This is a genomic window from Serratia sp. CY84636 (assembly GCF_052166245.1).
GTDB classification, from domain to species: Bacteria; Pseudomonadota; Gammaproteobacteria; order Enterobacterales; family Enterobacteriaceae; genus Serratia; species Serratia nevei.
In genome coordinates, this window is the sequence record NZ_JBJNOX010000007.1 from 1 (window position 1) to 25,099 (window position 25,099).

Annotated in this window: 24 protein-coding genes; 4 read left to right on the top strand and 20 right to left on the bottom strand. The window is 60.1% G+C overall.

Features of this window, described 5'->3' with window-relative positions; genetic code table 11:
- Positions 1-186 precede the first annotated feature (186 nt).
- The 5 genes from hemG to ACJ8QI_RS18955 form a co-directional block, all read right to left on the bottom strand.
- Complete coding sequence (gene hemG / locus ACJ8QI_RS18935) at positions 187-720, bottom strand: menaquinone-dependent protoporphyrinogen IX dehydrogenase (protein ID WP_004934493.1); 534 nt, start codon at positions 718-720, stop codon at positions 187-189.
- A gap of 21 nt (positions 721-741) precedes the next feature.
- Complete coding sequence (gene trkH, locus ACJ8QI_RS18940) at positions 742-2,193, bottom strand: Trk system potassium transporter TrkH (RefSeq protein ID WP_004934492.1); 1,452 nt, start codon at positions 2,191-2,193, stop codon at positions 742-744.
- A 35-nt stretch (positions 2,194-2,228) separates the two neighbouring features.
- Entirely contained in the window at positions 2,229-2,843 is a 615-nt protein-coding gene (locus tag ACJ8QI_RS18945) for an IMPACT family protein (protein WP_087762646.1), read from the bottom strand.
- Positions 2,843-4,174, bottom strand: coding sequence for a Xaa-Pro dipeptidase (pepQ, locus tag ACJ8QI_RS18950; RefSeq protein ID WP_197808536.1), 1,332 nt, complete (start codon positions 4,172-4,174; stop codon positions 2,843-2,845). Before pepQ ends, ACJ8QI_RS18945 begins: the two co-directional genes overlap by 1 nt.
- Positions 4,175-4,286: 112 nt before the next feature.
- Positions 4,287-5,483 carry an MFS transporter gene (locus ACJ8QI_RS18955; RefSeq protein ID WP_442532942.1) on the bottom strand — a complete coding sequence of 399 codons (1,197 nt, stop codon included), beginning with the start codon at positions 5,481-5,483 and terminating at the stop codon, positions 4,287-4,289.
- A 233-nt stretch (positions 5,484-5,716) separates the two neighbouring features.
- On the opposite strand from ACJ8QI_RS18955, the gene fadB reads away from it, so the two are divergent.
- Together fadB and fadA are read left to right on the top strand one after the other, a co-directional pair.
- Entirely contained in the window at positions 5,717-7,906 is a 2,190-nt protein-coding gene (fadB, locus tag ACJ8QI_RS18960) for a fatty acid oxidation complex subunit alpha FadB (protein ID WP_060424134.1), read from the top strand.
- Positions 7,907-7,916: 10 nt separating this feature from the next.
- Positions 7,917-9,080, top strand: coding sequence for an acetyl-CoA C-acyltransferase FadA (fadA, locus tag ACJ8QI_RS18965; protein WP_197780173.1), 1,164 nt, complete (start codon positions 7,917-7,919; stop codon positions 9,078-9,080).
- A gap of 172 nt (positions 9,081-9,252) precedes the next feature.
- Here fadA and fre read toward each other — a convergent pair whose 3' ends face one another.
- The 3 genes from fre to pepE all read right to left on the bottom strand — a co-directional run bounded on the left by fre (position 9,253) and on the right by pepE (position 12,313).
- Positions 9,253-9,954 carry an NAD(P)H-flavin reductase gene (gene fre, locus ACJ8QI_RS18970; protein ID WP_004934474.1) on the bottom strand — a complete coding sequence of 234 codons (702 nt, stop codon included), beginning with the start codon at positions 9,952-9,954 and terminating at the stop codon, positions 9,253-9,255.
- 50 nt (positions 9,955-10,004) lie between these two features.
- Entirely contained in the window at positions 10,005-11,501 is a 1,497-nt protein-coding gene (gene ubiD / locus ACJ8QI_RS18975) for a 4-hydroxy-3-polyprenylbenzoate decarboxylase (protein WP_025304926.1), read from the bottom strand.
- An 86-nt stretch (positions 11,502-11,587) separates the two neighbouring features.
- On the bottom strand, positions 11,588-12,313 hold the full coding sequence (pepE, locus tag ACJ8QI_RS18980; RefSeq protein WP_159318834.1) for a dipeptidase PepE: 726 nt from the start codon (positions 12,311-12,313) through the stop codon (positions 11,588-11,590).
- A 246-nt stretch (positions 12,314-12,559) separates the two neighbouring features.
- Between pepE and rfaH the strand changes: the two genes are divergently transcribed.
- Entirely contained in the window at positions 12,560-13,048 is a 489-nt protein-coding gene (gene rfaH, locus ACJ8QI_RS18985) for a transcription/translation regulatory transformer protein RfaH (RefSeq protein ID WP_004934466.1), read from the top strand.
- A 45-nt stretch (positions 13,049-13,093) separates the two neighbouring features.
- On the opposite strand, the gene hemB is transcribed toward rfaH, so the two are convergent.
- The 12 genes from hemB to udp form a co-directional block, all read right to left on the bottom strand.
- Positions 13,094-14,116 carry a porphobilinogen synthase gene (gene hemB, locus ACJ8QI_RS18990; protein ID WP_033636707.1) on the bottom strand — a complete coding sequence of 341 codons (1,023 nt, stop codon included), beginning with the start codon at positions 14,114-14,116 and terminating at the stop codon, positions 13,094-13,096.
- 14 nt (positions 14,117-14,130) lie between these two features.
- Complete coding sequence (gene tatD / locus ACJ8QI_RS18995) at positions 14,131-14,913, bottom strand: 3'-5' ssDNA/RNA exonuclease TatD (RefSeq protein ID WP_070915677.1); 783 nt, start codon at positions 14,911-14,913, stop codon at positions 14,131-14,133.
- A gap of 53 nt (positions 14,914-14,966) precedes the next feature.
- The gene (gene tatC, locus ACJ8QI_RS19000; RefSeq protein ID WP_004934456.1) at positions 14,967-15,737 is read right to left on the bottom strand and encodes a Sec-independent protein translocase subunit TatC; all 771 of its coding nucleotides are present in this window, start codon (positions 15,735-15,737) and stop codon (positions 14,967-14,969) included.
- 3 nt (positions 15,738-15,740) lie between these two features.
- On the bottom strand, positions 15,741-16,310 hold the full coding sequence (gene tatB, locus ACJ8QI_RS19005; protein ID WP_060424141.1) for a Sec-independent protein translocase protein TatB: 570 nt from the start codon (positions 16,308-16,310) through the stop codon (positions 15,741-15,743).
- 3 nt (positions 16,311-16,313) lie between these two features.
- Positions 16,314-16,577 (bottom strand): Sec-independent protein translocase subunit TatA, encoded by a 264-nt coding sequence (tatA, locus tag ACJ8QI_RS19010; protein ID WP_004934452.1) that lies wholly within the window; start codon positions 16,575-16,577, stop codon positions 16,314-16,316.
- An 80-nt stretch (positions 16,578-16,657) separates the two neighbouring features.
- Positions 16,658-18,289, bottom strand: a complete 1,632-nt coding sequence (gene ubiB, locus ACJ8QI_RS19015; protein ID WP_038874180.1) for a ubiquinone biosynthesis regulatory protein kinase UbiB — start codon at positions 18,287-18,289, stop codon at positions 16,658-16,660.
- Positions 18,286-18,894 carry a ubiquinone biosynthesis protein UbiJ gene (ubiJ, locus tag ACJ8QI_RS19020; protein ID WP_060424142.1) on the bottom strand — a complete coding sequence of 203 codons (609 nt, stop codon included), beginning with the start codon at positions 18,892-18,894 and terminating at the stop codon, positions 18,286-18,288. The genes ubiB and ubiJ overlap by 4 nt, the downstream gene beginning before the upstream one ends.
- A 13-nt stretch (positions 18,895-18,907) precedes the next feature.
- Positions 18,908-19,663, bottom strand: a complete 756-nt coding sequence (gene ubiE, locus ACJ8QI_RS19025; RefSeq protein ID WP_025304918.1) for a bifunctional demethylmenaquinone methyltransferase/2-methoxy-6-polyprenyl-1,4-benzoquinol methylase UbiE — start codon at positions 19,661-19,663, stop codon at positions 18,908-18,910.
- 78 nt (positions 19,664-19,741) lie between these two features.
- A complete protein-coding gene (gene rmuC, locus ACJ8QI_RS19030) occupies positions 19,742-21,289 on the bottom strand; it encodes a DNA recombination protein RmuC (RefSeq protein WP_442532943.1) in 1,548 nt (515 codons plus the stop codon).
- A 140-nt stretch (positions 21,290-21,429) separates the two neighbouring features.
- The gene (locus ACJ8QI_RS19035) at positions 21,430-21,960 is read right to left on the bottom strand and encodes a DedA family protein (RefSeq protein ID WP_019455291.1); all 531 of its coding nucleotides are present in this window, start codon (positions 21,958-21,960) and stop codon (positions 21,430-21,432) included.
- A 79-nt stretch (positions 21,961-22,039) separates the two neighbouring features.
- Positions 22,040-22,822 carry a tyrosine-protein phosphatase gene (locus ACJ8QI_RS19040; RefSeq protein ID WP_049209368.1) on the bottom strand — a complete coding sequence of 261 codons (783 nt, stop codon included), beginning with the start codon at positions 22,820-22,822 and terminating at the stop codon, positions 22,040-22,042.
- A gap of 130 nt (positions 22,823-22,952) precedes the next feature.
- Positions 22,953-23,714, bottom strand: coding sequence for a uridine phosphorylase (gene udp, locus ACJ8QI_RS19045; protein ID WP_004934432.1), 762 nt, complete (start codon positions 23,712-23,714; stop codon positions 22,953-22,955).
- A gap of 487 nt (positions 23,715-24,201) precedes the next feature.
- Between udp and ACJ8QI_RS19050 the strand changes: the two genes are divergently transcribed.
- Positions 24,202-25,029 carry a dienelactone hydrolase family protein gene (locus tag ACJ8QI_RS19050; protein ID WP_038874174.1) on the top strand — a complete coding sequence of 276 codons (828 nt, stop codon included), beginning with the start codon at positions 24,202-24,204 and terminating at the stop codon, positions 25,027-25,029.
- Positions 25,030-25,099: the final 70 nt, after the last annotated feature.

The following is a 25,099-nucleotide window of genomic DNA, read 5'->3' on the forward strand; positions in this document are numbered from 1 at the left end:
CTTTTCACCCGGAGAGTCAAGCGTTTATTTCGCTTTTCTCTCGCTGACCCGGCGGCTTGTCAGTCGTTGTTCCCGGTCAGTGGAGGCGCATTATAGGGAGTTCTCGGCGGGCCGCAACCCCTAATTGCAAAAAACTTTTCAAGCGCGGGTTTTTTCGGCAAAACGCTGGCCAAACCCGCATTTTTGTCACTTTTCGTACTGGATCTGGCTAAATTCCTGGGCGAAACGGTCGACCTGCTGCCAATCGGTGTACTCCACTTCCTTACTGGTATCCGTTTCACCGCCCGTCATACGCATAATAAATTGAATCATGATGCGGTCGAACCAGCGATAGCGCGGATAACGCAATGCGCCGGCAAACACCGCGCACTGTTTTGGCTGCCACGGCGAGGCCAACAGGAACTTGCGGGTATAGGCGTTGGTTTGCGGCGAACGCTTTTCCGGTTTACGCGCGGTCAGGTTCACCGCGAAGAACGCGCTCGGCATCCTATTCAGCTGTTCGGCATGGCGCTTAACGAATTTATCCAGTACCGGGTTAAAGTGCCCGTAGCGGATGGAGGCGCCGATCATCACCTGCTGATACTGGCTAAGGTCGACCTGTTCCGCCTGCAGCAGATCGATCACCTCACAACGCAGCGTGTCCTGCAGCTTGCTTGCTATATAAGAAGCGATAGCGCGTGTTTGCCCGTCACGGCTCGAATAAAGTATCAATGCCTTCATGGCGTACTCCTTATATCAGGCTCACTCACGCCAGAAGGTTGGCGTGAACAGCACCAGCAATGTGAACACTTCCAGGCGCCCGAACAGCATCGTCACCACCAGGATCCACTTGGCCGCCGCCGGCATCGTGGTGAAGTTATCCGCCACTACGCCCAAGCCGGGGCCGAGGTTATTGAGCGTTGCCGTCACTGCGGCGAACGCGGAAAAGTCGTCAACACCGGTGGCAATGATCGCCAGCATGCTGACGATAAACACCAGCGCATAGGCAGAGAAGAATCCCCATACCGCCTCCAGGATGCGTTCCGGCAGCGCGCGGTTGCCCAATTTGATGGTATAGACCGCGTTGGGGTGCACCAACCTTTTCAACTCGCGCGATCCCTGCAGGTACAGAAGCAGGATACGGATCACCTTCAGGCCTCCGCCGGTCGAGCCGGCGCAACCGCCGATGAACGCCGAGCACAGCAACAACATAGGCAGAAACAGCGGCCACTTGGCGATGCTGTCGGTCGTAAAACCGGCCGTAGTCGCCATCGATACCACCTGGAAGAACGCCTGATTGAGCGTTTCCATACCGCTCTTATAGACGCCATGCCCCCAGAGCACCAACGTGCATACCACCACCAGCGTCAACTGGACGAAGATGAACATGCGGAATTCAGGATCGCGCCCATACACCTTCAGACTGCGACCGCTTAGCAAAGCGAAGTGCAAGCCGTAGTTACAGCCGGAAATCAGCAGGAACACGGCGATGATGGTGTTGATGGTCGGACTGGCGTAATAACCGATACTGGCGTCGTGGGTAGAAAAACCGCCGATGGCGATAGTCGAGAAACTGTGGCCGATGGCATCGAACACCGACATCCCGGCACCCCATAGCGCCAGCGCGCAGGCGACGGTCAGCAACACATAAATTAGCCACAGAGTTTTGGCGGTTTCGGCAATGCGCGGACGCATCTTGTTATCTTTCAGCGGCCCGGGCATTTCCGCCCGATACAGCTGCATGCCGCCGACGCCGAGTATCGGCAGTATCGCCACCGCCAGCACGATGATCCCCATACCGCCCATCCATTGCAGCATTTGGCGATAAAACAGAATGGCCTTCGGCAGCGAGTCCAGCCCCACCAGCGTCGTCGCGCCGGTAGTCGTCAATCCCGAGAAGGATTCAAAGAAGGCGTCGGTCAGCGACAGGTTGGGCCGTTCCGAAAACAGGAACGGCAATGCCCCTACGCTGCCCAGCACGGTCCAGAACAGCACGACGATCAGGAAGCCTTCGCGCGGCTTCAGCTCGTGTTTCTGTTTGCGGTTCGGCCACCACAGCATCAGGCCGATGGTCAGCGCCACGAAGAAGGTTTGGCTGAACGCACGCCCCGCCCCATCGCGGTAAATCAATGCCACCAGGCCGGGAATAAACATCGTCCCGGAGAACAGGATGACCAGCAGACCAACGATACGGGTTATGGCGCGAAAATGCATTTCAGCACGATCCTTAGCAATTCAATTGGGAGGAATTATTGCGAAATGGGGGTTAATTGCAAATTACCGCGACTGAGATCACGCAATTTATTTCCAAACAGCTCGACCTCGGTGGCCGGCAAGGCCAGATGCAGCACGACGGCGGCGCCGTATTCGCCCTGCAGGATCCGGCCTGCGGTTTGCTGCAGCAAGTTCTCCACCAGCGCCAACTGCGCATAGTCGCACTGCAAGATATATTCTGCTTCCGGCACCTTTTGTACCAACGCCAACTGCTTCAACGCCTGTTGAACACCGTTGCCATAGGCTTTCACCAGCCCGCCGGTGCCCAACTTGACGCCGCCATAGTAACGAACGACCACGGCGGTCACTTCGCCGATACCGCTGCCCATCAGCTGCGCGAGGATCGGTTTGCCGGCGGTGCCCGACGGTTCTCCATCGTCGGAGAACCCCAGCTGCTGCGAGTCATCGGGGCTGCCGGCGACGAATGCCCAACAATGGTGCCGCGCCGTTGGGTGCTCATCCCGCACCTGCTGAATAAACGCCTTTGCCGCTTCTACCCCGCTGGTCGGCGCCAGCAGGGTGATAAAACGGCTCTTCTTTATTTCTTCGGTAAAGCAGGTTGCTTCCGCCGGTATCGGGTACGGCCGCATCAGGCCAGGTTCAGATCGCGCGTCATGTTCTCGATGCGCTTTTCGTGGATCACAATGTTGTCTTCGATGCGGATGCCGCCGTACGGCTTCAGCGCATCGATGCGATCCCAGGCGAAGTGCTGCTTGAACTCACCGCTGCGCCACGGCGCCAACAGAGAGTCGATGAAGTACAGACCCGGCTCGATGGTCAACACCATGCCCGGCTGCAACACGCGAGTGCAGCGCAGGAACGGATACTTGGACGGCGCCGCCAGATGGGTGCCTTGCTCGTCCTGCATAAAGCCGGCGGCGTCGTGCACCTGCAGGCCCAGCGGGTGGCCCAGCCCGTGCGGCAGGAACGGCGTAGTGATACCCGTTTCAACCATCGCCTCTTCGCTGAGGCCGTTCACCAACTGGTGATTCTTGAGCAGCTTGGCGATGCGCTGGTGCATCTGCACATGGTAGTCGGTATAACGCACGCCGGTTTTGATGGTGTCGATCAACGCCAGCTGCTCACCGTTGAGATCTTTCACCAGGTGGGCGAACTCGCTGCCGCTTTGCGCCGCGTAGGTGCGGGTCAGATCGGCGGCGTAGCCGTTATATTCCGCGCCGGCGTCGATCAGAAAACTCAGGGATTCGGCCGGCGGCTGATGATCCAGCTTGGTGTAGTGCAGTACCGAAGCGTGTTCGTTCAGCGCCACGATGTTGTCGTAAGGCACGTCGGTATCGCGGTGGCCGGTCGCCGTCAGGTAGGCCAGGTTGATGTCGAACTCGCTCATGCCGGAGAGGAAGGCCTCATGCGCCGCACGATGGCCGGTTACCGCCGTCTTCTGCGCTTCGCGCATGCAGGCCAGCTCATAGCCGGTTTTGATCGAACGGTGGAAATCCAGGTAGTTCAACACCGCTTTCGGGTTGATGTTCTCGGAAGGGATGCCGAGATCGCGGGCGCGCTGTTGCGCATAACCGATATAGCCCACGCGCTCGCGCTGCGGCGGAAGCTGCTGGGCGATGGCGTCGGCGTTGGCCAGCGGCATCAATTCAAGGGATTTGGTCCAGAAACTCTCCGGCAGCGGCTCTACGCTGTGCCAGTAGTCAACCGGGGAGTAGAACCACAGCTTCGGCTTGTTAACACCGTCGATCCACAACCAGCAGTTCGGCACCGACGTCACCGGCACCCAGGCTTTGAAATGCGCGTTCACTTTGAACGGATAGCTATGGTCGTCCAAAAATACCTTTTGCAGTTCTCCGGAGTGAATCAGCAGCGCATCCAACTTGTTGCGCTCCAGCACTTCGCGCGCGCGTTTTTGCAGCTCTGCCAGGTGGTCGTTATACAAAGAAGCCAGCGTTTCCATCACAGTACCCTTATGCCTTAGCACGAAAGAAGCCATCTTAACACAGCGCTCCGACGCACCAACCTCATCGCGTTGGGCATGCGGAGCAGCTCGCAATTCCCTGCAAATGCCGTTACATCCGCAGTTTAACCATTAGCCAACCGGCCAGGCCGAGCACCGCTATCGCCAGCGCCCACAGGCCATGGTGCTCCAACAACACCGCGCCGGCTGCGGCGACGCCCGCCAGACACTGCTGCAGAAAGCCACACAGTGCCATCGCATAGGCACCGTACTCTTTGGCGTCGCTGACCGCCATCGCCATGCTGTTGGGAAACAACACCGCCTGGCCAAAAATAGTCAGGCAATACAGCGCGATGAACAGCGCCATACCGGAAAGGTCGGCCAGAATGCCGCTCCACCACAATATCAGGATCGCCACCGTCGCCAGGGCCACGATGCCGCTGCCGGTTTGCATCAGTTTTTTCCCGCCGACGCGCGCCACCGTACGGTTCACCGTCAACGCGCCGCTAAAGTAGGCGATGCCGATCACCAAGCCCAGCGCGCCGAACGCCGTGACGTTGAGACCAAAACCCTGTTGCATGACGAACGGGCTCACCTCCTGCAACGTCACCGTGGTGGCGAAACCCAGCCCGCCGACGCAGGCCGGCCAAAAAAATCCCGGCCGCTGCAGGATGGCGAAGTAGGTAGCCGTCATCGCCGGGCGAGGCCCGCGATCGCGGCCCGCCTCCAGTGGCAGCGTCGCCATCAGCGCCAGAATGGCCAAACCGGTGGCACCCATCAAGACGAAGCCCATCTGCCAGTGCGAATATTGGCTGAGCAGGCCGCCGACGAACTGACCGCCGCCCAGCGCGGTGATAAAAGCGATAGAGAGCACCGACAGCCGCCGCGCCAGCTCGTCACCGCTCCAGTTATCCCGCACGATGATGCGTGCAATGATCGCCGCGCCACCGGCACCCACACCCTGCAGCGCGCGCAGCGCCAGCAGCTGGGCGCCGTTGCTGCACAGCGCCAACAGCCCGCTGCAGCCAATGAAAAGCAGCAGGGAAAGCGTCAGCGGCGCTCGGCGGCCAAAGCGATCGGCAGCCGCGCCCCAGAACAGCACCGGCAAGGCAGCGCCGATGACGAAGATCGAAATGGACAGCTCGGTGGCGCGCCGGCTCATTGCCAACTCGCGCATCACCGTCGGCAGCGAAGGCAGGTACACGGTCGTCGCCATCTGCGCCATAAATACCAACAGACACGCCAGCGTCATGGTTCTGGCGGGAATACTCCATAAGCCGCTGCGTTTGACACAAGCCGCCTTAGTCATGCCTTACCTCGTCTGAATGCTAAATCGCTGCAGGCAAGTGTATGAGGGCCGACAGACTCCAGCAAATGCCGATAGCACATAAAATATAACTTCGTTTTAAATCAAAAAACTAACTTGGCGAGATGTGATCCGACCAGCAAATATGCAATCTCTCATTTGCATATTTTTAACATAAAAACCACACTCCTCATCATCTGGTCATACCAGATCATACGCTGATTCAGGAGATAGACATGCTCTACCAAGGCGAAACATTACAACTGCACTGGCTCGATAACGGCATCGCCGAGCTGGTGTTCAACGCACCGGGCTCGGTCAACAAGCTGGACACCCGCACCGTCGCCAGCCTGGGCGAAGCGCTCACCGTGCTGGAAAACCAGCCTGAGCTGAAGGGGCTGCTGCTGCGCTCCTCCAAAGCCGCGTTTATCGTCGGCGCCGATATCACCGAATTCCTTTCTCTGTTCGCCGCACCGGCTGAAAAGCTGCAAGAGTGGCTGGTGTTCGCCAACAACGTCTTTAACCGGCTGGAAGATTTGCCGGTGCCGACCATTTCGGCCATTAACGGCTATGCGCTCGGCGGCGGTTGCGAATGCATTCTGGCGACCGATTTCCGCGTCGCCTCACCGGACGCGCGCATCGGCCTGCCGGAAACCAAATTGGGCATCATGCCGGGCTTCGGCGGTTCCGTCCGCCTGCCGCGCCTGCTGGGTAACGACAGCGCGCTGGAAATCATCGCCGCCGGCAAAGACGTCAGCGCCAAAGACGCGTTGAAAGTCGGTCTGGTGGATGCGGTAGTGGCACCGGAAAAACTGGCCGAAGCGGCGCTGAAAATGCTGCAACAGGCGATCGACGGCAAGCTGGACTGGCGCGCCGCGCGTCAACCTAAGCTGGAGCCGCTGAAGCTCAGCCCGATTGAAGCCGCGATGAGCTTCACCACCGCCAAAGGCATGGTGCTGCAGACCGCCGGGAAACATTACCCGGCGCCGATGACCGCGGTGAAAACCATTGAAGCCGCCGCCAAGCTGGGCCGCGATGAAGCGCTGAAACTGGAAACCGCCAGCTTCGTGCCGTTGGCGCGTTCCAACGAAGCGCGCGCGCTGGTCGGCATCTTCCTTAACGACCAGTTCGTGAAGGGCCAGGCGAAAAAGCTGGCCAAGAATGTGGATGCGCCGAAACAGGCGGCGGTGCTGGGCGCCGGCATCATGGGCGGCGGCATCGCCTACCAATCGGCGCTGAAAGGCGTGCCGGTGATCATGAAAGACATCAGCGACAAGTCGCTGACGCTGGGCATGAGCGAAGCGGCCAAGCTGCTCAATAAGCAGCTGGAGCGCGGCAAGCTGGATGGCCTGAAAATGGCGCAGGTGCTGTCGACCATTCAGCCGACGCTGGACTACGCCGGCATCGAGCGCGCACAGGTGATCGTTGAAGCGGTCGTCGAGAATCCGAAGGTCAAAGCCGCCGTGCTGTCGGAAGTGGAAAACCTGATCGATGAGGACACCGTTCTGGCGTCGAACACCTCGACCATTCCGATTAATCACCTGGCAAAATCGCTGAAGCGCCCGCAAAACTTCTGCGGCATGCACTTCTTTAACCCGGTACACCGCATGCCGCTGGTTGAAATCATCCGCGGCGAACAGACCAGCGATGACACCATCGCCAAAGTGGTGGCCTACGCCAGCCGCATGGGCAAAACGCCAATCGTGGTGAACGACTGCCCGGGCTTCTTCGTCAACCGCGTGCTGTTCCCGTATTTCGCCGGCTTCAGCCTGCTGCTGCGCGACGGCGCCGACTTCCGTCAGATTGATAAAGTGATGGAAAAACAGTTCGGCTGGCCGATGGGCCCGGCCTACCTGCTCGACGTCGTGGGCATCGACACCGCGCACCACGCGCAGGCGGTAATGGCCGCCGGCTTCCCGGATCGCATGAGCAAAGACTATCGCGACGCCATTGACGTGATGTTCGACAACCAGCGCTTCGGTCAGAAAAATCAATTGGGCTTCTACCGCTACAGCCAGGACAGCAAAGGCAAACCGCGCAAGGACAACGACGAGCAGACCGACGCGCTGCTGGCCGAAGTGAGCCAACCGCGCCAGACCATCAGCGACGAAGAAATCATCGCGCGCATGATGATCCCGATGATCAACGAAGTGGTTCGCTGCCTGGAAGAGAAGATCGTCGCCAGCCCGGCGGAAGCCGATATGGCGTTGGTTTACGGCATCGGCTTCCCTCCGTTCCACGGCGGCGCGTTCCGCTACCTGGATACGCTCGGCACCGCCAACTATGTTGAGCTGGCCCAGCGTTACGCACACCTCGGCGCCCTGTATCAGGTGCCGGCCGGTCTGCGCGCCAAGGCCGAACGCAATGAAAGCTACTACCCGGTGGCGACACCGCTGTCCGACGTCGCTACCCGCCAACCGGCATGAGGTCATAAAGATGGAAAACGTAGTTATTGTTGATGCCGTACGCACGCCGATGGGCCGCTCCAAGGGCGGCGCCTTCCGCCAGGTGCGCGCCGAAGATCTCTCCGCTCACCTGATGCGTGAAGTGCTGAGCCGCAACCCGTCGCTGGATGCCGCCGAGATCGATGACATTTACTGGGGCTGCGTGCAGCAGACGCTGGAACAAGGCTTCAACATCGCCCGCAACGCCGCGCTGCTGGCCGAGATCCCGCACCGCGTACCGGCGGTGACCGTCAACCGCCTGTGCGGCTCTTCGATGCAGGCGCTGCACGACGCGGCGCGCGCCATCATGGTCGGCGACGCGCACGTCAGCCTGATCGGCGGCGTGGAACACATGGGTCATGTGCCGATGAACCACGGCGTGGATTTCCATCCGGGGCTGAGCCGCAGCGTGGCCAAAGCCGCCGGGATGATGGGGCTGACCGCCGAAATGCTGGCCAAGATGCACAACATCAGCCGCCAGATGCAGGATGAGTTCGCCGCCCGCTCCCACCAGCGCGCGCATGCGGCGACGCTGGCAGGTTACTTCAAAAACGAGATCATACCGACCAACGGCCACGACGCCGATGGCGTGCTGACCCGTTACGATTTCGATGAGGTCATTCGCCCGGAAACCACCGTCGAAAGCCTGTCGGCCCTGCGTCCGGCGTTCGATCCGGTCAACGGCACCGTCACCGCCGGCAGTTCTTCCGCCCTGTCGGACGGCGCTTCCGCCATGCTGCTGATGAGCGAATCGCGCGCCAAAGCGCTCGGTTTGAAGGCCCGCGCCCGCATCCGCTCGATGGCGGTCGTCGGCTGCGATCCTTCCATCATGGGTTACGGCCCGGTGCCGGCCAGCAAGCTGGCGCTGAAACGCGCCGGTCTGAGCGTGCAGGACATCGATCTGTTCGAGCTGAACGAGGCGTTCGCCGCCCAGTCGCTGCCGTGCATCAAGGATCTGGGGCTGATGGACAGCATCGACGACAAGATCAACCTGAACGGCGGCGCCATCGCGCTCGGCCACCCGCTGGGGTGTTCAGGCTCCCGCATCTCGACCACCCTGTTGAACAACATGGAACGTCGCGACGCGCAGTTCGGCCTGGCGACCATGTGCATCGGCCTGGGCCAGGGCATCGCCACCGTCTTCGAACGCGTTTAGCTGTGTCTATCTTGGGATGACCGCGTCACCACTTCAAATCGCGGCATCCCGCCAAGTTTAGTTGCCGTTCTTCCCGCCTGTCAGGGGCGGGTTTTTTATGCCTGAAGTTTGCCGGCGCCCAAATAAAAACGGGGCGACCCTCGGCCACCCCGTTCACTGCGCACCGCATCGGTCAGATAAACGAAAACGCATCGCCGAACATATGCGCTTCCAGCGCGCCGCGCTCGGCGCAGAAACGCTCACGGGCGATTTTCGCCATCTCGAAACGCCCGGCGATATAGATATCGTGCTCCGCCAGCGTGCCGAAATCCTGCAGCACCGCGCTGAGCACGGTGCCGCTGCGGCCGCGCCATTCGGCTTCCGGCTGCTCGACCACCGGGATCACCTTCAGATTCGGATGCTGCAACGACAGCGCTTCCAGCTCGCTCAAATCGTACAGGTGCTTCAGCTCACGCCCGCCCCAGTAGATCGAAATGTCGCGATCGGGCTGCTGCTCCAACGCGGTCAACAAGATTGAACGCGCGTAAGAGAAGCCGGTGCCGCCGGCGATCAGCACCAGCGGACGGCTGCCCTCTTCCCGCAGCCAGGCGTCGCCGTGCGGCACGTCGACGGTGATCGCCTGCTCTTTCAGGATGCGATCCATCACCGCCATGGCATACAGATTCAGCTCCGAAGCGCCGATGTGCAGCTCGATATAATCTTGCTGCGTCGGGGTAGATGCCAGCGAGAACGGACGCTTGTCGCGCTCGTCCATCACCACCATCAGATATTGCCCTGCCTTGAAAGAAAACGGCTGCTCGGGCACCAGACGTACCCGATAAACCGTATCGGTAATGGCCTCTACCGAGGTCACTTTACAGCTCAATATTGTCATGCGTTCCCTCTGTCGGGTCATCAATGCAAAGCTGAGAACAGGGCCTGACGCTACAGCGTCGGTTCCCTGTCACTGAAGATTGCGAGCTCATCCCAGATTTCGTCGACGCGCGCACGTACCTTTTCATCCATCTGAATCGGACGGCCCCATTCGCGATCGGTTTCACCCGGCCATTTATTGGTGGCGTCCAGCCCCATCTTCGAACCCAGGCCGGAAACCGGCGAGGCGAAGTCCAGATAGTCGATCGGCGTATTCTCCACCAGAACGGTATCCCTTGCCGGATCCATTCGTGTGGTGATCGCCCAAATCACGTCGTTCCAGTCGCGCGCATTGACGTCGTCATCGCAGACGATAACAAATTTGGTGTACATAAACTGCCGCAGGAACGACCAGACGCCCATCATCACGCGTTTAGCGTGGCCGGCGTACTGTTTTTTCATGGTCACTACCGCCAGGCGGTACGAGCACCCTTCCGGCGGCAGATAGAAATCGACGATTTCCGGGAACTGTTTTTGCAGGATCGGCACGAACACTTCATTCAGCGCCACGCCCAGGATCGCCGGCTCATCCGGCGGGCGGCCGGTATAGGTCGAGTGGTAGATCGCGTTGCGGCGCTGGGTGATGTGGGTGACAGTGAACACCGGGAACTGGTCGATTTCATTGTAGTAACCGGTGTGGTCGCCGTAAGGGCCTTCCGGCGCCATTTCACCCGGCTCGATATAGCCTTCCAGCACGATTTCGGCGCTGGCGGGCACTTCCAGATCGTTGGAAAGGCACTTGACCACTTCGGTTTTATTGCCGCGCAGCAGCCCGGCAAAAGCGTATTCAGACAAGGTATCCGGCACCGGCGTGACCGCACCGAGGATGGTGGCGGGATCGGCGCCCAGCGCTACCGCGACCGGGAAACGCTCGCCGGGGTGCGCCTGGCACCACTCCTGATAATCCAGCGCGCCGCCGCGATGCGACAGCCAGCGCATGATCACTTTGTTCTTGCCCAGCACCTGCTGGCGATAGATGCCGAGATTTTGCCGTTCTTTATGCGGGCCGCGGGTCACCGTCAGCCCCCAGGTAATCAGCGGCGCGGCGTCTTCCGGCCAGCAGTGCATCACCGGAATACGGCCCAGATCGACATCCTCACCCTGCCATACCTGCTCCTGACAAGGCGCGGATCCCAGCACCTTGGTCGGCATGTTCAGCACTTGCTTGAACTTCGGCATTTTGTCGAACAGATCGCGGAAGCCTTTCGGCGGCTCAGGCTCTTTGAGGAACGCCAGCAGTTTGCCGACTTCGCGCAGCGCGCTGATGTCTTCCTGCCCCATGCCCATCGCCACGCGATTGGCGGTGCCGAACAGGTTGCACAGCACCGGCATGTCGTAGCCTTTCGGGTTTTCAAACAGCAATGCCGGGCCGCCCGCCCGCAGGGTGCGATCGGCAATCTCCGTCATTTCCAGGTAAGGATCGATCGGCTGGCTGATGCGTTTTAGTTCCCCTCTCTTCTCCAGCAACGAGAGGAAATCGCGTAAGTCACGGTATTTCATGCTGATCATTATAACGGCCAGTGGGGAGGGCATTATAAGCCCTCTTCACGGTTGTTGCTGCAATTTTGTTAACGCCGCCCGCTGCGGGGTGGCCCTCAGCCGCAGTTGAACGGCACCAGCGTGGCCAGCGCACGCGTATCCTGATACTCGCGCGTCTCCTCGCCGTGGCGGAACACCTTGAAGCCCTGCCCGTTAGCGCTGAAGTAACGCAGCGCATCGCCTTCAACGTGCAGCAGGCTGCCTTCACGCAGCGCCACCACCGATTCACTCGGGTTGACCGCGCAGAACTCCGCCAGGCGCTCGTCACGGGTTTCGCCCATGTGGCCGCTGATATGCGCGTCGATGTAATGCGGGTTGATCTGCACCGGGAACAGCCCCAGCGCTGGCAGCACCACGCTGCAGCGCACCGGCATATCATTGGTGGTACGAATGCTCGGCGTAGCCACGTTGCAACCGGCGCTCCAGCCGACGTAAGGCACCTCACGCTCGCGCACCGCGCGCTGGATAGGCACGATCAGGCCTTGTTCGTGCAGCATTTGGTTCAGCAACCAGGTATTGCCGCCGCTGACCAAAATACACTCCGCCTGCGCGATCGCCGCCGCCGGCGAAGCGGCGTGGTGGATACTGGTGACTTCGATGCCCAGCGTTTGCGCCAGCTCCTGCGCACGCTGGTCGTAGTCATAACGGATCAGGGCGTAAGGGATAAAGACGGCGGATTTGATGCCGCGACGCGCAATCATCGCCAGCAGTTGGTTTTTGGCGTACCCCAGCAGCTCGGCTTCGCCAGACAGCTTGCCGTTGCTCAACAGAAACAGCTCCATTTCTTTCCCCCTCGGTCAAAAACGATGAATAGCGTCACAGCCGGTAGCGCAACGCCTTGCCATACTGTGACGGTAACAAATTTTCAGCCCTCTGTTATACCAGCGCCGTATCGATAAGTGTGTGACCCCTCGCTAATAGCCGCATATTCATAGAGATAGGTGATGTTACACGCTGAAACTTGCATCACTATGTATCCGGAATAGCTTTTGATATGCTTACCGGCTGGCAGAAAGGCATGTGAAATTATGGAATCCTGGTATCTACTTTATTGCAAACGCGGTCAGCTGTTGCGAGCGCAGGAACATCTGGAACGGCAGCAGGTAAACTGCCTCAGCCCGATCATCACGCTGGAAAAGATCGTGCGCGGCAAGCGCATCGCGGTCAGCGAACCCCTGTTTCCCAACTATCTGTTTGTGGAGTTCGACCCGGAGCGCATTCACACCACCACCATCAGCGCCACCCGCGGCGTCAGCCACTTCGTGCGTTTCGGCGCGTTGCCGAGCGTGATCCCGAGCAAGGTGATCGATGAGCTGCGCACGCACGCCAGCGAAACCTATGTCGATCCGGAAACCCCGCAGCCGGGGGATACCGTTCTGATCGTCGACGGCGTATTCGAAGGGCTGCAGGCGATCTACACCGAGCCGGACGGCGAGGCGCGTTCCATGTTGTTGCTGAACCTGATCAACAAACAGGTCAGTCAAAGCATCGACAACCGACAGTTCCAGAAGATGTAATGCAAAAGGCGCCCTCAGGCGCCTTTTTGTTGGCTCAGTTGGCGCTTAACGACGCATCGCGTCGTCGTGCAGCCACTGGGCGACACGCTTGGCGAAGTAGGTCAACACACCGTCGGCGCCGGCGCGTTTGAAACACATCAACGACTCCATCACCGCAGGTTGTTCTTGCAGCCAGCCGTTCTGAATCGCCGCCATATGCATCGCGTACTCGCCGGACACCTGATAAGCGAAGGTTGGCACGCCGAAGGTATCCTTCACGCGGCGTACGACGTCGAGGTACGGCATGCCCGGTTTCACCATCACCATGTCCGCGCCTTCCTGCAGATCCTGTGCAATCTCCTGCAGCGCTTCGTCGCTGTTGGCCGGATCCATCTGATAGGTCTTCTTGTTGCCGCCCTTCAGGTTGCCGCTGGAGCCCAGCGCATCGCGGAACGGGCCGTAGTAACAGGAAGCATACTTGGCGGAATAGGCCATAATCTGGGTATTCACCAGGCCCTGCAATTCCAGACGATCGCGGATCGCCCCGATGCGGCCGTCCATCATGTCACTCGGCGCCACGATTTCCGCACCCGCTTCGGCATGGGACAGCGCCTGACGCACCAGGATGTCTTTGGTCACGTCGTTAATCACATAGCCCTGCTCATCGATGACCCCGTCCTGCCCATGCGTGGTGTAGGGATCGAGCGCTACGTCGGTCAGAATGCCCAGCTCAGGCACCGCGTCTTTCAGCGCGCGCACCGTGCGCTGCACCAACCCTTCCGGGTTATAGGCTTCTTCCGCATGCAGCGATTTCAGGCCCGGCTCGATCACCGGGAACAGGGAGATCACCGGCACGCCGAGTTTGGCGATGGTTTCCGCTTCCTTGACCAGCAGATCGATCGTCATGCGCGATACGCCTGGCATCGAGGCCACTTCTTCCTGACGGTTGCTGCCTTCCATGACAAACACCGGATAAATCAGGTCGTTGACCGTCAGCTGGTTCTCGGCGACCAAGCGGCGGCTGAAGTCATGACGGCGCACGCGGCGCATACGGCGACCAGGGAAGGTACCCGGAAATGCATAGCTCATAGTTTTCTCCTAGCTCAAACCAGCCGGAATAGCCGGCGGGCGTTCTCATCGGTTTTTTGCCCCAGCCATTGCGGCTCTTCCTGTCGCCAGACGGCGACCTGATGCACGATATGGGGCAGGAAACAGGGTTCGTTGCGGCGAGATGCGGGTTTAGGTTGTAAATCCCGGGGCAACAGATAAGGGGCGTCCGTTTCCAGCAGCAGACGCTCGGCCGGGATCTGCGGCAACAGGGCGCGCAGTTCCAGGCCGCGCCGCTCGTCGCAGACCCAACCGGTAATCCCGATCGACAGGCCCAGCGACAGGCAGCTTGTTAATTCTTCGGCGGTGCCGGTGAAGCAGTGCACCACGGCCGCGGGCAGTTTATCCAACCACGGCGTCAGTAGCTCGGCAAAACGTGCGTGTGCGTCGCGGCAGTGGAGAAACACCGGCAGCGCCAACTCCGCCGCCAGCGCCAGCTGCGCGGTGAACGCCGCTTCCTGCTGCGCGGGCGTCGAGAAGTTGCGATTGAAATCCAGGCCGCATTCGCCGATCGCCGCCACTTCAGGGCGCGCGGCCAACGCATAAATCTGCTCGGCGGTGTGTTCATCCCAACCGCTGGCGTAGTGCGGATGCACGCCGGCGGTAGACCAACCGTAGCCCGCATGTTGCTGCGCCAGTTCGGCGGCCTCGCGGCTCTCCGCCAGATCGGTGCCGGTAATCAACATCCCCGTCACGCCCGCAACGCGGGCGCGTTCCACCACCGCCTGGCGGTCTTTGGCGAATTGGCTGCTGGTGAGATTAACGCCGATATCAAACATGGTTTTTTCCAAAGCAAAAGCCGCCCAATGGGCGGCTTCGCAATCAATGTGGATCAGGGTGCTGGGGGTTCGTCACCCTCGTCTTCTTCTTCCGCCTGCGGGCGACGTTTACCGGTATAGAAGCGAGCGAAGAACACCCCCACTTCAAACAGCAGATACATCGGTATTGCCAACAGGGTTTGCGAGAACACGTCCGGCGGCGTCAACAGCATGCCGACCACAAACGCGCCGACCAACACATACGGCCGTTTCTTCTTCAGATCTTCCGGCGAGGTGACGCCGCTCCAGCACAGCAGAATGATGGCGACCGGCACTTCGAAGGCGACGCCAAACGCCATAAACAGCGCCATGACGAAATCGAGGTAGTTTTTAATGTCGGTCGCAATGGTCACCCCCATCGGCGCGGTCTTGGCAAAGAAGCCGAAGGCCAGCGGGAACACGATGAAGTAGGCGAAAGCCATGCCGAGGTAGAACAGCAGGCTGCTGGACACCAGCAGCGGCATCATCAGGCGGCGTTCATGCTTGTACAGCGCCGGTGCGATGAATGCCCACACCTGATACAGAATCATCGGCGCTGAGACGAACACCGAGACGATCATGGTCAGCTTGATCGGCGTAAAGAACGGTGACGCCACGTCGGTAGCGATCATGCTCGCCCCGGCCGGCAGCTGCTTGAGCAGCGGCGCAGAGACCAGCTGGTAGATGTCGTTGGCGAAAAACACCAGCACCACGAACACCGCCAGCACGCAAATAATCGAGTTCAACAGCCGCTTGCGCAGCTCTATCAGATGACTGATAAGGGGTTGGGTATCTTCAACAGCCATGTATTAACGATCGCCACTAGGTTGGTGAGACGCTGGGGTTTTATCCGCAACAGGTTCGACAGGTGCCGGCGCGGTTTCCACCGGCGCTTTAGCCTGCTGCGCTGGCACTGGCGCGGCCGGTGACACAGGCGCGACGGCCTCAGGCTCCGCTGCCGGTTTTGGCACGGCGGCGGGCGCGCTGGCGCTGGTTGCCGCTTCCGCCGGCGTCACGCCGTCGTGCAAGGCTTCCGGATCGGTGACCTGCGGGTTATGAATGGTGTTCGCCAGCTCTTCTTTCTCGCCCCGGTAGGTGCGTTTCAATGATTCCGCCGCGTCTTTCAGCTCATCCATTGACGCCTTCAGCTCCGGCGTCAGGTTCTGCAAACCGGCCTGTTCCGCTTTTTTCAGGCTGTCCTGCAGCTCCTGCAGCTTCAGTTCCTGAGACAGTTCGTGCTGCACCGAGGCCGCCAGCGAGCGCAGCGCGCGGATCCAGCCCGACACCGTTCTGACCGCGACCGGCAACCGTTCCGGCCCCAGAACAACCAGGCCGATCACCAGCACCAGCAGCAGCTCACTAAACCCAATGTCAAACACGGTTTATACCTGCTCTTTGTTCTTCGACTCTTCCGGTTTCACTTCCGGCTGCTTATCGGTAATAGGCTTGGCCGAGAAGTCAGCGTCATCCAGGCTGCTTTTCTCAGCCGTGTTGGGGGTCGACGGCGTGTCGTCGCCGATCGCCTTCTTGAAGCCCTTGATCGAGGCGCCGAGATCGGAGCCCAGCGTGCGCAGTTTTTTGGTACCGAACAGCAGCACCACGATCACTGCGATGATCAACAATTGCGTAATACTAATACCGCCCATTTTAATTACCTCTAATTTTAAAGGGTCTTTCAAAGCCAGCCCGCATTATAGGGCCGACTTTACCAGAGTGACGAATTAAATCAGGTGGTTCGCTTCCAGCCAATCACCCAGCATACGATGCCGGCGGCCATCATCCAGGCAGGAAACACCTCGATTTGCCCCAGCAGCAACAGCGTGCCGCTTACCAAGAGTGTAGCGCCAACGCCGAACAAATAACGTGACTGCCCCTGACGAACCCGCTGAGCCTGCATTTGGTTGGTCAGCTTATCAACGCTTTGTTGCAACAGTTTATGCTGCTGCAGGCTGTCGTAAAACAGCTCGGGCAGTTCCGGCAGCTTCTCCGCCCAGAACGGCGCTTTTTCTTTGAGCGCGCGCACCACGGCAGGGATGCCGACCTGATCGCGCAGCCAGCTCTCGAGGAACGGCTTGGCCGTGGTCCACAGATCCAGCTGCGGGTAGAGCTGGCGCCCCAGTCCTTCAACATACAGCAAGGTCTTCTGCAATAACACCAGCTGCGGCTGCACTTCCATATTGAAGCGGCGTGCGGTGTTGAACAGGTTCAGCAGCACGTTGCCGAAGGAAATCTCCGCCAGCGGTTTCTCGAAAATCGGCTCGCACACGGTGCGGATGGCGAATTCAAAGTCTTCCACATTAGTGTCGCGCGGCACCCAACCGGAGTCGACGTGCAGTTCCGCCACCTTGCGGTAATCACGGTTGAAGAAGGCGATGAAATTTTCCGCCAGGTAGCGTTTATCATCCTTGTTCAGCGAGCCGACGATGCCGCAGTCGATGCCGATATAGCAAGGATCTTCCGGATGTTCGTAGCTGACGAAAATATTACCGGGATGCATGTCCGCATGGAAGAAGCTGTCGCGGAATACCTGGGTAAAGAACACCTGAACGCCGCGTTCCGCCAACAGCTTCATGTTGGTGCCCTGCTGCTCCAGCGTGGCGATATCCGAGACCGGAATGCCGTAGATGCGCTCCATCACCAATACGCTTTCACGGCAGTAGTCAGAATAAACTTCCGGTACGTACAGCATCGGGCTGCCGTCGAAATTGCGGCGCAGCTGAATGGCGTTGGCCGCTTCGCGCAGCAGGTTCAATTCGTCCAGCAAGGTTTTCTCGTACTCACGCACCACTTCGCGCGGGCGCAGACGGCGGCCGTCCGGCAACAGCTTCGGCACCCAGCCGGCCAAACGGTACATCAGGCGCACGTCGGCCTTGATGATCGGCCCGATATCCGGCCGGATCACCTTCAGCACCACTTCCTGGCCGGTGGTTTTCAACCGCGCGGTATGCACCTGCGCGATCGAAGCAGAGGCCAACGGCTGCTGATCGAAATCGTCGAACCAGGTTTCCAGCGGGCCGCCCATCGCCAGTTCAATATGTTTACGCGCCAGCGCGCCGTCGAAAGGCGCGACCCGGTCCTGCAACAAAGTCAGCTGATCGGCAATCTGCGGCGGAAACAGATCGCGGCGGGTCGACATCATCTGGCCGAACTTGATCCAGACCGGCCCCAGTTCCTGCAGCGCCAGCCGCAGGCGTTCACCCAGCGGCTTGTCCTTGTGCCGATTCGGCATCCAGAACAGCAGCCGGCGGCCGAAGCGCAGCGGCAGCGTCAAACGCATTTTAGGGATCAGTTCGTCCAGCCCATAGCTGAGAAAAACGCGGACGATAAAATACAAACGGCGCAGTTCGCCTGGGGTCATCGCTTGCCCTCCAACTTGTCCATGCGGGCAGACAGCGCTTCCGCGCTGCGGGCGAGTGCATCAACTTCCTCGTTGAACCACACCACTTCCAGCGGCCCCGGTGCCAGACGCCACTCTTCCGTCAATGCCTCCGCCATGTCCTGCTGCCGGCGCATAAAGCCGGTTTTCAGCAGCGAGGCGCCTTTTCCCAGCGCCTGCGTAATGCCCTGGGCGGCGATATCGCCGATATAGGGCGCCAGCCACTCCGCCGGATCCCACTCCGCCAGATCGAGCAGGCCAACCAGCTGTTGCACCACCTGAATATCGCCTTCCACCGTCAATTCGCCGCTGCGCATCAGCACCGGCAACTGCTGGCGATCGCGCAGCTTCAGTAAGGCGGGAATGCGGCTGCGCACGGTGCAATCGGCGCTGTCCTCAGACTGCCCCAGCACGTCCACGCGCAGTTCGCTGAACACCAGCACCAGCGGTGAAGCCAGCTCTTCCAGTTCGATACGCAGCACCTTGCCCGCCAGGCGTTGGCGAGCGGCTTTCATGCTGCGATCGCGAAACAGCAGATTATTCAGCGAGGTTTCCAGCGCACCGGTCAGCAGAGGGGTAAACAGCATCGGCATCTCCCTCTCAGAACTTGAAGCCGCGATGCAGGGCGACAATCCCACCGGTCAGGTTGAAATAGGTGACGTTTTCAAAACCGGCGTTGCCCATCATGCCCTTCAGAGTTTCCTGATCGGGGTGCATGCGGATCGATTCCGCCAGGTAGCGGTAGCTGTCCGGATCCTTCACCACCAGCTCGCCGATCTTCGGCAATACGTGGAACGAGTAGGCATCGTAAGCTTTGCTCAGCGGCGCCAGCAGCGGCTTGGAGAATTCCAGCACCAGCAGGCGGCCGCCCGGCTTCAGTACGCGGAACATCGAGCGCAGCGCTTTGTCTTTGTCGGTGACGTTGCGCAGGCCAAAGGAGATGGTGATGCAATCGAAGTAATTGTCCGGGAACGGCAGCGCTTCGGCGTTGGCCTGCACGTAATTGATGTTGCCGACGATGCCGCGATCGCGCAGCTTCTCGCGTCCCATCTTCAGCATCGAATCGTTGATGTCCGCCAGCACCACCTGCCCCTGCTCGCCGACCATGCGGGAGAACTTGGCCGCCAGATCGCCGGTACCGCCGGCCAGATCCAGCACGCGCTGCCCACGGCGCACGCCGCTGCAGTCAATGGTGAAACGCTTCCAGATACGGTGGATGCCGAACGACATCAGGTCGTTCATCACGTCATACTTTGCCGCTACCGAATGAAAAACGTCCGCCACCATGGCCTGTTTTTCGTCTCTAGCGACGGTGCGAAAACCGAAATCGGTGGTTTCCTGCGGTTGATCTGCCATTGTCCTGCCTGCTATTCAGTCAATTTTGTGTGGATGAGTGTACCAGAAGCCAGGGGAATACCCCACCTCGCCACGGCCTCAGCCGTGCGAAACGAAGCCCGGTTCCCCGGCGGTATCGTCATCGTCTTTCGTCTGCGGCAGCGCGGCGACATCATCGTCGTTCGCCTCTTCCGCTTCATCGTGTTGCGCGCCGGCTTGCTGCGCCAGCAGCGGGTTGATCGGCCGTTTGACCTCAACCCCCAACGCGCGGAAACCTTCAATTTGGCCGATAAGGTTACCACGGCCTTCGCTCAGTTTGTTCATCGCCTGACGATAACTGCCCTGCGCTTTGTCCAGGCTCTGCCCCAGCGCGGACATATCGTCCACGAACAGCCGCATCTTGTCATACAGTTTCGCCGCGCGATCGGCGATGCGCTGGGCGTTCTGGCTTTGATGCTCATAGCGCCACAGGTTGGTGATAGTGCGCAGCGCCACCAGCAACGTGGTCGGGCTGACCAGCATGATGTTGTGCTTGAGCGCTTCGCTGATCAGCTCCGGCTCGCGATCGATAGCCAGCAGGAAGGCAGGCTCGACCGGAATGAACATCAGCACATAATCCAGCGAGCGCAGCCCCGGCAGCTGCTGATAGTCCTTGCGGCCCAGCATGCGAATGTGGCCGCGCAGTGAGGCGATATGTTCGCTCAGCGCCGCTTCGCGCTCCACCTCGTCTTCACCGTTGAAATAGCGCTCGTAGGCGATCAGCGACATCTTGGCGTCGATCACCACGTCCTTGCCCTGCGGCAGGCGCACGATCACATCGGGCTGCATGCGGCTCTGGTGATCCACCCGCACGTTGACCTGCGTTTCATACTCGTGCCCTTCGCGCAGGCCGGAGGCCTCCAGCACCCGGCTCAGCACCACTTCGCCCCAGTTGCCCTGCGTTTTGTTGTCGCCTTTAAGCGCCTTGGTGAGGTTAATGGCCTCGCGCGCCATCTGTGCGTTCAACTGCTGCAGATTACGTATTTCGTGCGTCAGCGTGTGACGTTCCCGCGCCTCCTGACCAAAGCTGTCCTGCACCTGACGGCGGAAACCGTCCAGCTGTTCACGCAGCGGCAGCAGCAACCGATCCAAGCTTTGCTTATTTTGCTCGTCCACCTTGCGGCCGCTGTGTTCAAAAATGCGGTTGGCGAGGTTTTCAAACTGGGTGGTGAGGCGTTGTTCGCTGTTGATAAGCACGCGCTGCTTCTCCTCCGCCGCCATGCGCGTCTCTTCCAGACGGATGGTGACTTCGCGCAGCTCGGCCTCCTGCGCGCTGTTAACCTCGCGCTGGGCGCGCAGCTCCTGGTTGAGCAATTCGCATTCGTTGCGCCAATGGTTGAGCTGTTGAAGCTTTTCATGCCCGGCCGCCAGCTGGCTGTGCAGGTTACGCAGCTCCAGCTCGCTCTGCCTCAGCTGCTGCTCGTGGCGCTGCAGAGCCTCCTGCCGCGCCGCCGTTTCCTGCTGCGCCTGCTGCAACGCTTGCTCCAGCAACCGCAGCTCGGTTTCATGCTGCGCATTCGTCTGTTGCACCCGCAGACTGGCGATCAACCACCCCAACAGCATGCCGATCGTTACGCCGCCAATCCCATAAATCAGACTGGTATCCACCCTGCCTCCTGTTGCACCTTGCCGTTCCGGCGTTTCGCACGCCCATTGCCCGTCACGTTAAGGGGAGCCTGTATGGATGTCCAGCCTGATTTTGCCCGCCGCGCACAATATTGCGCGGCGCTGCGCAATTTAGCGAGAAATCAGCCCAGCCACTGGCTGAGCCACTTGATGCCGAATGCCCCCGGCGCCAGAATGCCGAACGCCCAGATCATCGCCGACGTGACGTTGGCTAACTGGAAATAACGCTGCGGCATGCCGCAAATGCCGCCCACCAGCGGCACCACGGCGCGCAGCGGGCCGAAAAAGCGGCCGATGAAGATGCCCAGCACGCCCCAGCGTTCAAAGAACGCGTGGCCGCGCGCCAGCAGCTGCGGATTGCGCGACAGCGGCCACATATGCGCCACCCGGTCCTGATAGTGATAGCCGATCCAGTAAGAGAGCCAGTCGCCGAAAAACGCCCCGACGGCGGCAGCGGCCCAAATCGGCCAAAAGGCGATGCCGCTTTCGCCGATCAGCGCGCCCAGCGCCAGCAGGATCACCGTGGCCGGCAGCAGCAGCGACAAAAACGCCAGCGACTCGCCGAACGCCAGGAAAAAGATGATGGGAATGGCCCAGCCTTCGTGCTGACGCACGACGTCGCTGACCCAGTTGATAACGTCATTGAGGCTCAATGCGGGGCTCCTGATACGCGATAATTCGCCGCCTAGGATAGGCCGGGGCGAGTTAAACCCCGGCTAAACGCGCAGCGATTTACTCGAGGTAGAACGCCTGCAGCGCTTCGCGCTGGGCGGCGCCCAGGCCGTATTCCGCTTCCAGCCAGCGGTCGGTGGAACCGTATTGCTGACGGATGCAGCCCAACGCCGTCATCAGGAACTCCTCGCGCGCGCTGAGCACGTAGGCGAATTGCTCCAGCGCCGCCGCATTCAGCTTGATAGACAGCTGATCCAGCATCTGCTCGCGGAAAGTGGCCAGCGTGGTTTCGGTCAGCAGATAGTCTTCCAGCACCGTCGCTTCGTCGGCCCCCAGCGCGAACAGCACCAGTGCCGAACCGACCCCGGTGCGATCCTTGCCGACCGCGCAGTGCTGTACGATGGCGCCGCCGCCAGGATTGCTCAACAGCTGCGCCAGCCGCTGATAGGCCGCATTGCCGAACGGCAGGCGGCGATACAGCTCCAGCATGAACGCGCGGGCGTCGAAGGCGGCCAACGTTTCGTTGGTGAGCTTCTCCAGGTTGGCGTTGACTTCGCTGCTCAGCGGGTTGGCCGGCACGTGGTGATAATCGGCGCCATTCCACAGAATATCCGGCTTGGCCTGCACCTCGTCGGCATCGCGGTAGTCCAGCACCGAGCGCACCGGCACGCCGGCGAGAAAGGTGCAGTCGTTTTCCGTCAGCCGCTCGAGGGAACCGGAGCGGAACAGCAGGCCGCGCTTGATGCGGCGCCCGTCGGCCACGCCGTTGCCGCCGAAGTCGCGGAAATTGATGCCGCCGTCGAGCGGCGCGAGCGAAGGATGAAGCAGGATCTGGGCGGTCATAAACGTCCTCGTTGTTTTTGTTATGACAACGCGCGGCAGCCATCGGTGCAGCGCTGAGGAGTATCACCGTAACAGATTCGCCGCGAATGGAAAAACGGGCCGCGTCGGCGGCCCGCTGGGGGAAAGGCGATTACAGCAGGCGGCGGGCGGCGTCCACCACGATCTGCACCGCTTTGCTTTCGGTGTTTTTCATGGTCTCGGCGTTCGGGATCTCTTGCTGGGTGCGGTTGACGATCACCCCGGCCACCATGCCGGCACGCAGGCCCTGGCTGGCGCACATGGTCAACAGCGTGGCGGATTCCATTTCATAGTTCATCACGCCCATCGCCTGCCACTCTTCCATCGAGCCTTTGAAGCGGCTGACCACGCGGCCGGAGTAAGTGTCGTAACGCTCCTGGCCCGGATAGAAGGTATCGGAGGAGGCGGTCACGCCAATGTGCGTGGTAGCGCCGCTGGCCTTGGCCGCTTCCACCAGCGCGGTGGTGCAGGCGAAGTCAGCGACTGCCGGGAACTCCATCGGCGCAAAGTGCAGGCTGGCGCCGTCGAGGCGTACCGCCGCCGTGGTGACCAGCACGTCACCGACGTTGATGTTCGCCTGAATGGCGCCGGTGGTGCCGATGCGCAGGAAAGTGCGAATGCCCAGCTGCGCCAGCTCTTCCACCGCGATAGAGGTAGACGGGCCACCGATACCGGTAGAGCAGACGATCACCGCCTTGCCGTCCAGCTCCGCGCGCCAGGTAGTGAATTCACGATGGGAGGCCAGATGCACCGGATTTTCCATCAGCTTGGCAATCTTCTCTACGCGCTGCGGATCGCCCGGCACGATGGCAAGCTGGGCCCCTTGTAAATCGTTCTTGGTGAGGCCGAGATGAAAAACGTCAGACTGAGACATACGAGACTCCTCATGGATCATGTTTATTGGGAGGAACAAAAAAGCACTCTACTGAAAATCGCCGCTTAATTTCGTGACGATAGTCACTATGAAAAGAGAAACAAATTACATGCTACATATTTTTTGTGATTTTTATCACAAAAAAGCACTATAACGCCCCCAGAGCGCACCGCTATACCTCAGTCTAGCCGACAAATCTTGCCGCCCTCTGCCCGTCGGTTGCCGGCTGAAACTATTTAGCTGATCAATCCCAAATAACCCCATCTTATCGGTTGCTTAGGGACAAAAAAGCCCTCTAACGCACCTTATGGCACTTACGCGAGGCAAAACGCGTAATAACATGATAAAAAGCGCTTAAAAATGCCGCAAAGCCAGATAATTAGCCGTTTTTTATCAACTTGTCCGAAAGTGCGCCACGCAGCGCCAATAATGGATAATCTTTCCTATAGTTAATCTCAGCGCTTTTTTCTATTGCACGGAGACCGCAATGAAAACCGAACATGTGATGACATTAGAACAGGCTCAGGGGGGATTCGCCCCGGCCGCCGCGCCGTTGGCCGCCTCCGCGATTATCACCGACGAACAGGGCATTCACGCCGGGCAAACGACCATTCCTTCTCAGGGCGACGCGCTGCCGGCCTACGTCGCCAAACCCGCCGACCAGAGCGGCCCTTTCCCCATCGTGCTGGTGGTGCAGGAAATCTTCGGCGTCCATGAACATATTCAGGATCTGTGCCGCCGCCTGGCCAAGCAGGGCTATCTGGCGATCGCGCCCGAGCTCTATTTCCGCCAGGGCGACGCCAACGACTACACCGATATCGGCGAGCTGTTCCAGCAGTTGGTCACCAAGGTGCCGGATCGTCAGGTGCTGTCGGATCTGGATCACGCCGCGCACTGGGCTATCCGCCACGGCGGCGACGCCGGCAAGCTGGCGATCACCGGTTTTTGCTGGGGTGGCCGCATCACCTGGCTGTACGCGGCGCATAACCCGCAGTTGAAGGCGGCGGTCGCCTGGTACGGCAAACTGGTCGGCGAGAAAACGCTGAATTCACCGAAGCAGCCGGTCGACGTCGCCACCCACCTGTCGGCGCCGGTGCTGGGGCTGTATGGCGGGCAGGACAGCGGCATCCCACTGGAGACGGTGGAAACCATGCGTCAGGCGATCCGCGCCGCCAACGCCGAGGCCGAAATCGTGGTGTATCCCGAAGTCGGGCATGCGTTCAACGCCGACTATCGCCCCAGCTACAACGCCGAAGCGGCGCAAGACGGCTGGCAGCGCATGCTGGCATGGTTCGCCCAGCACGGCGTCAAATAATTTCCCGCGCATAAAAAAGGGCGCCGAAGCGCCCAATCATCACACCAGTAAATCTATAAGCGGCGGTTTA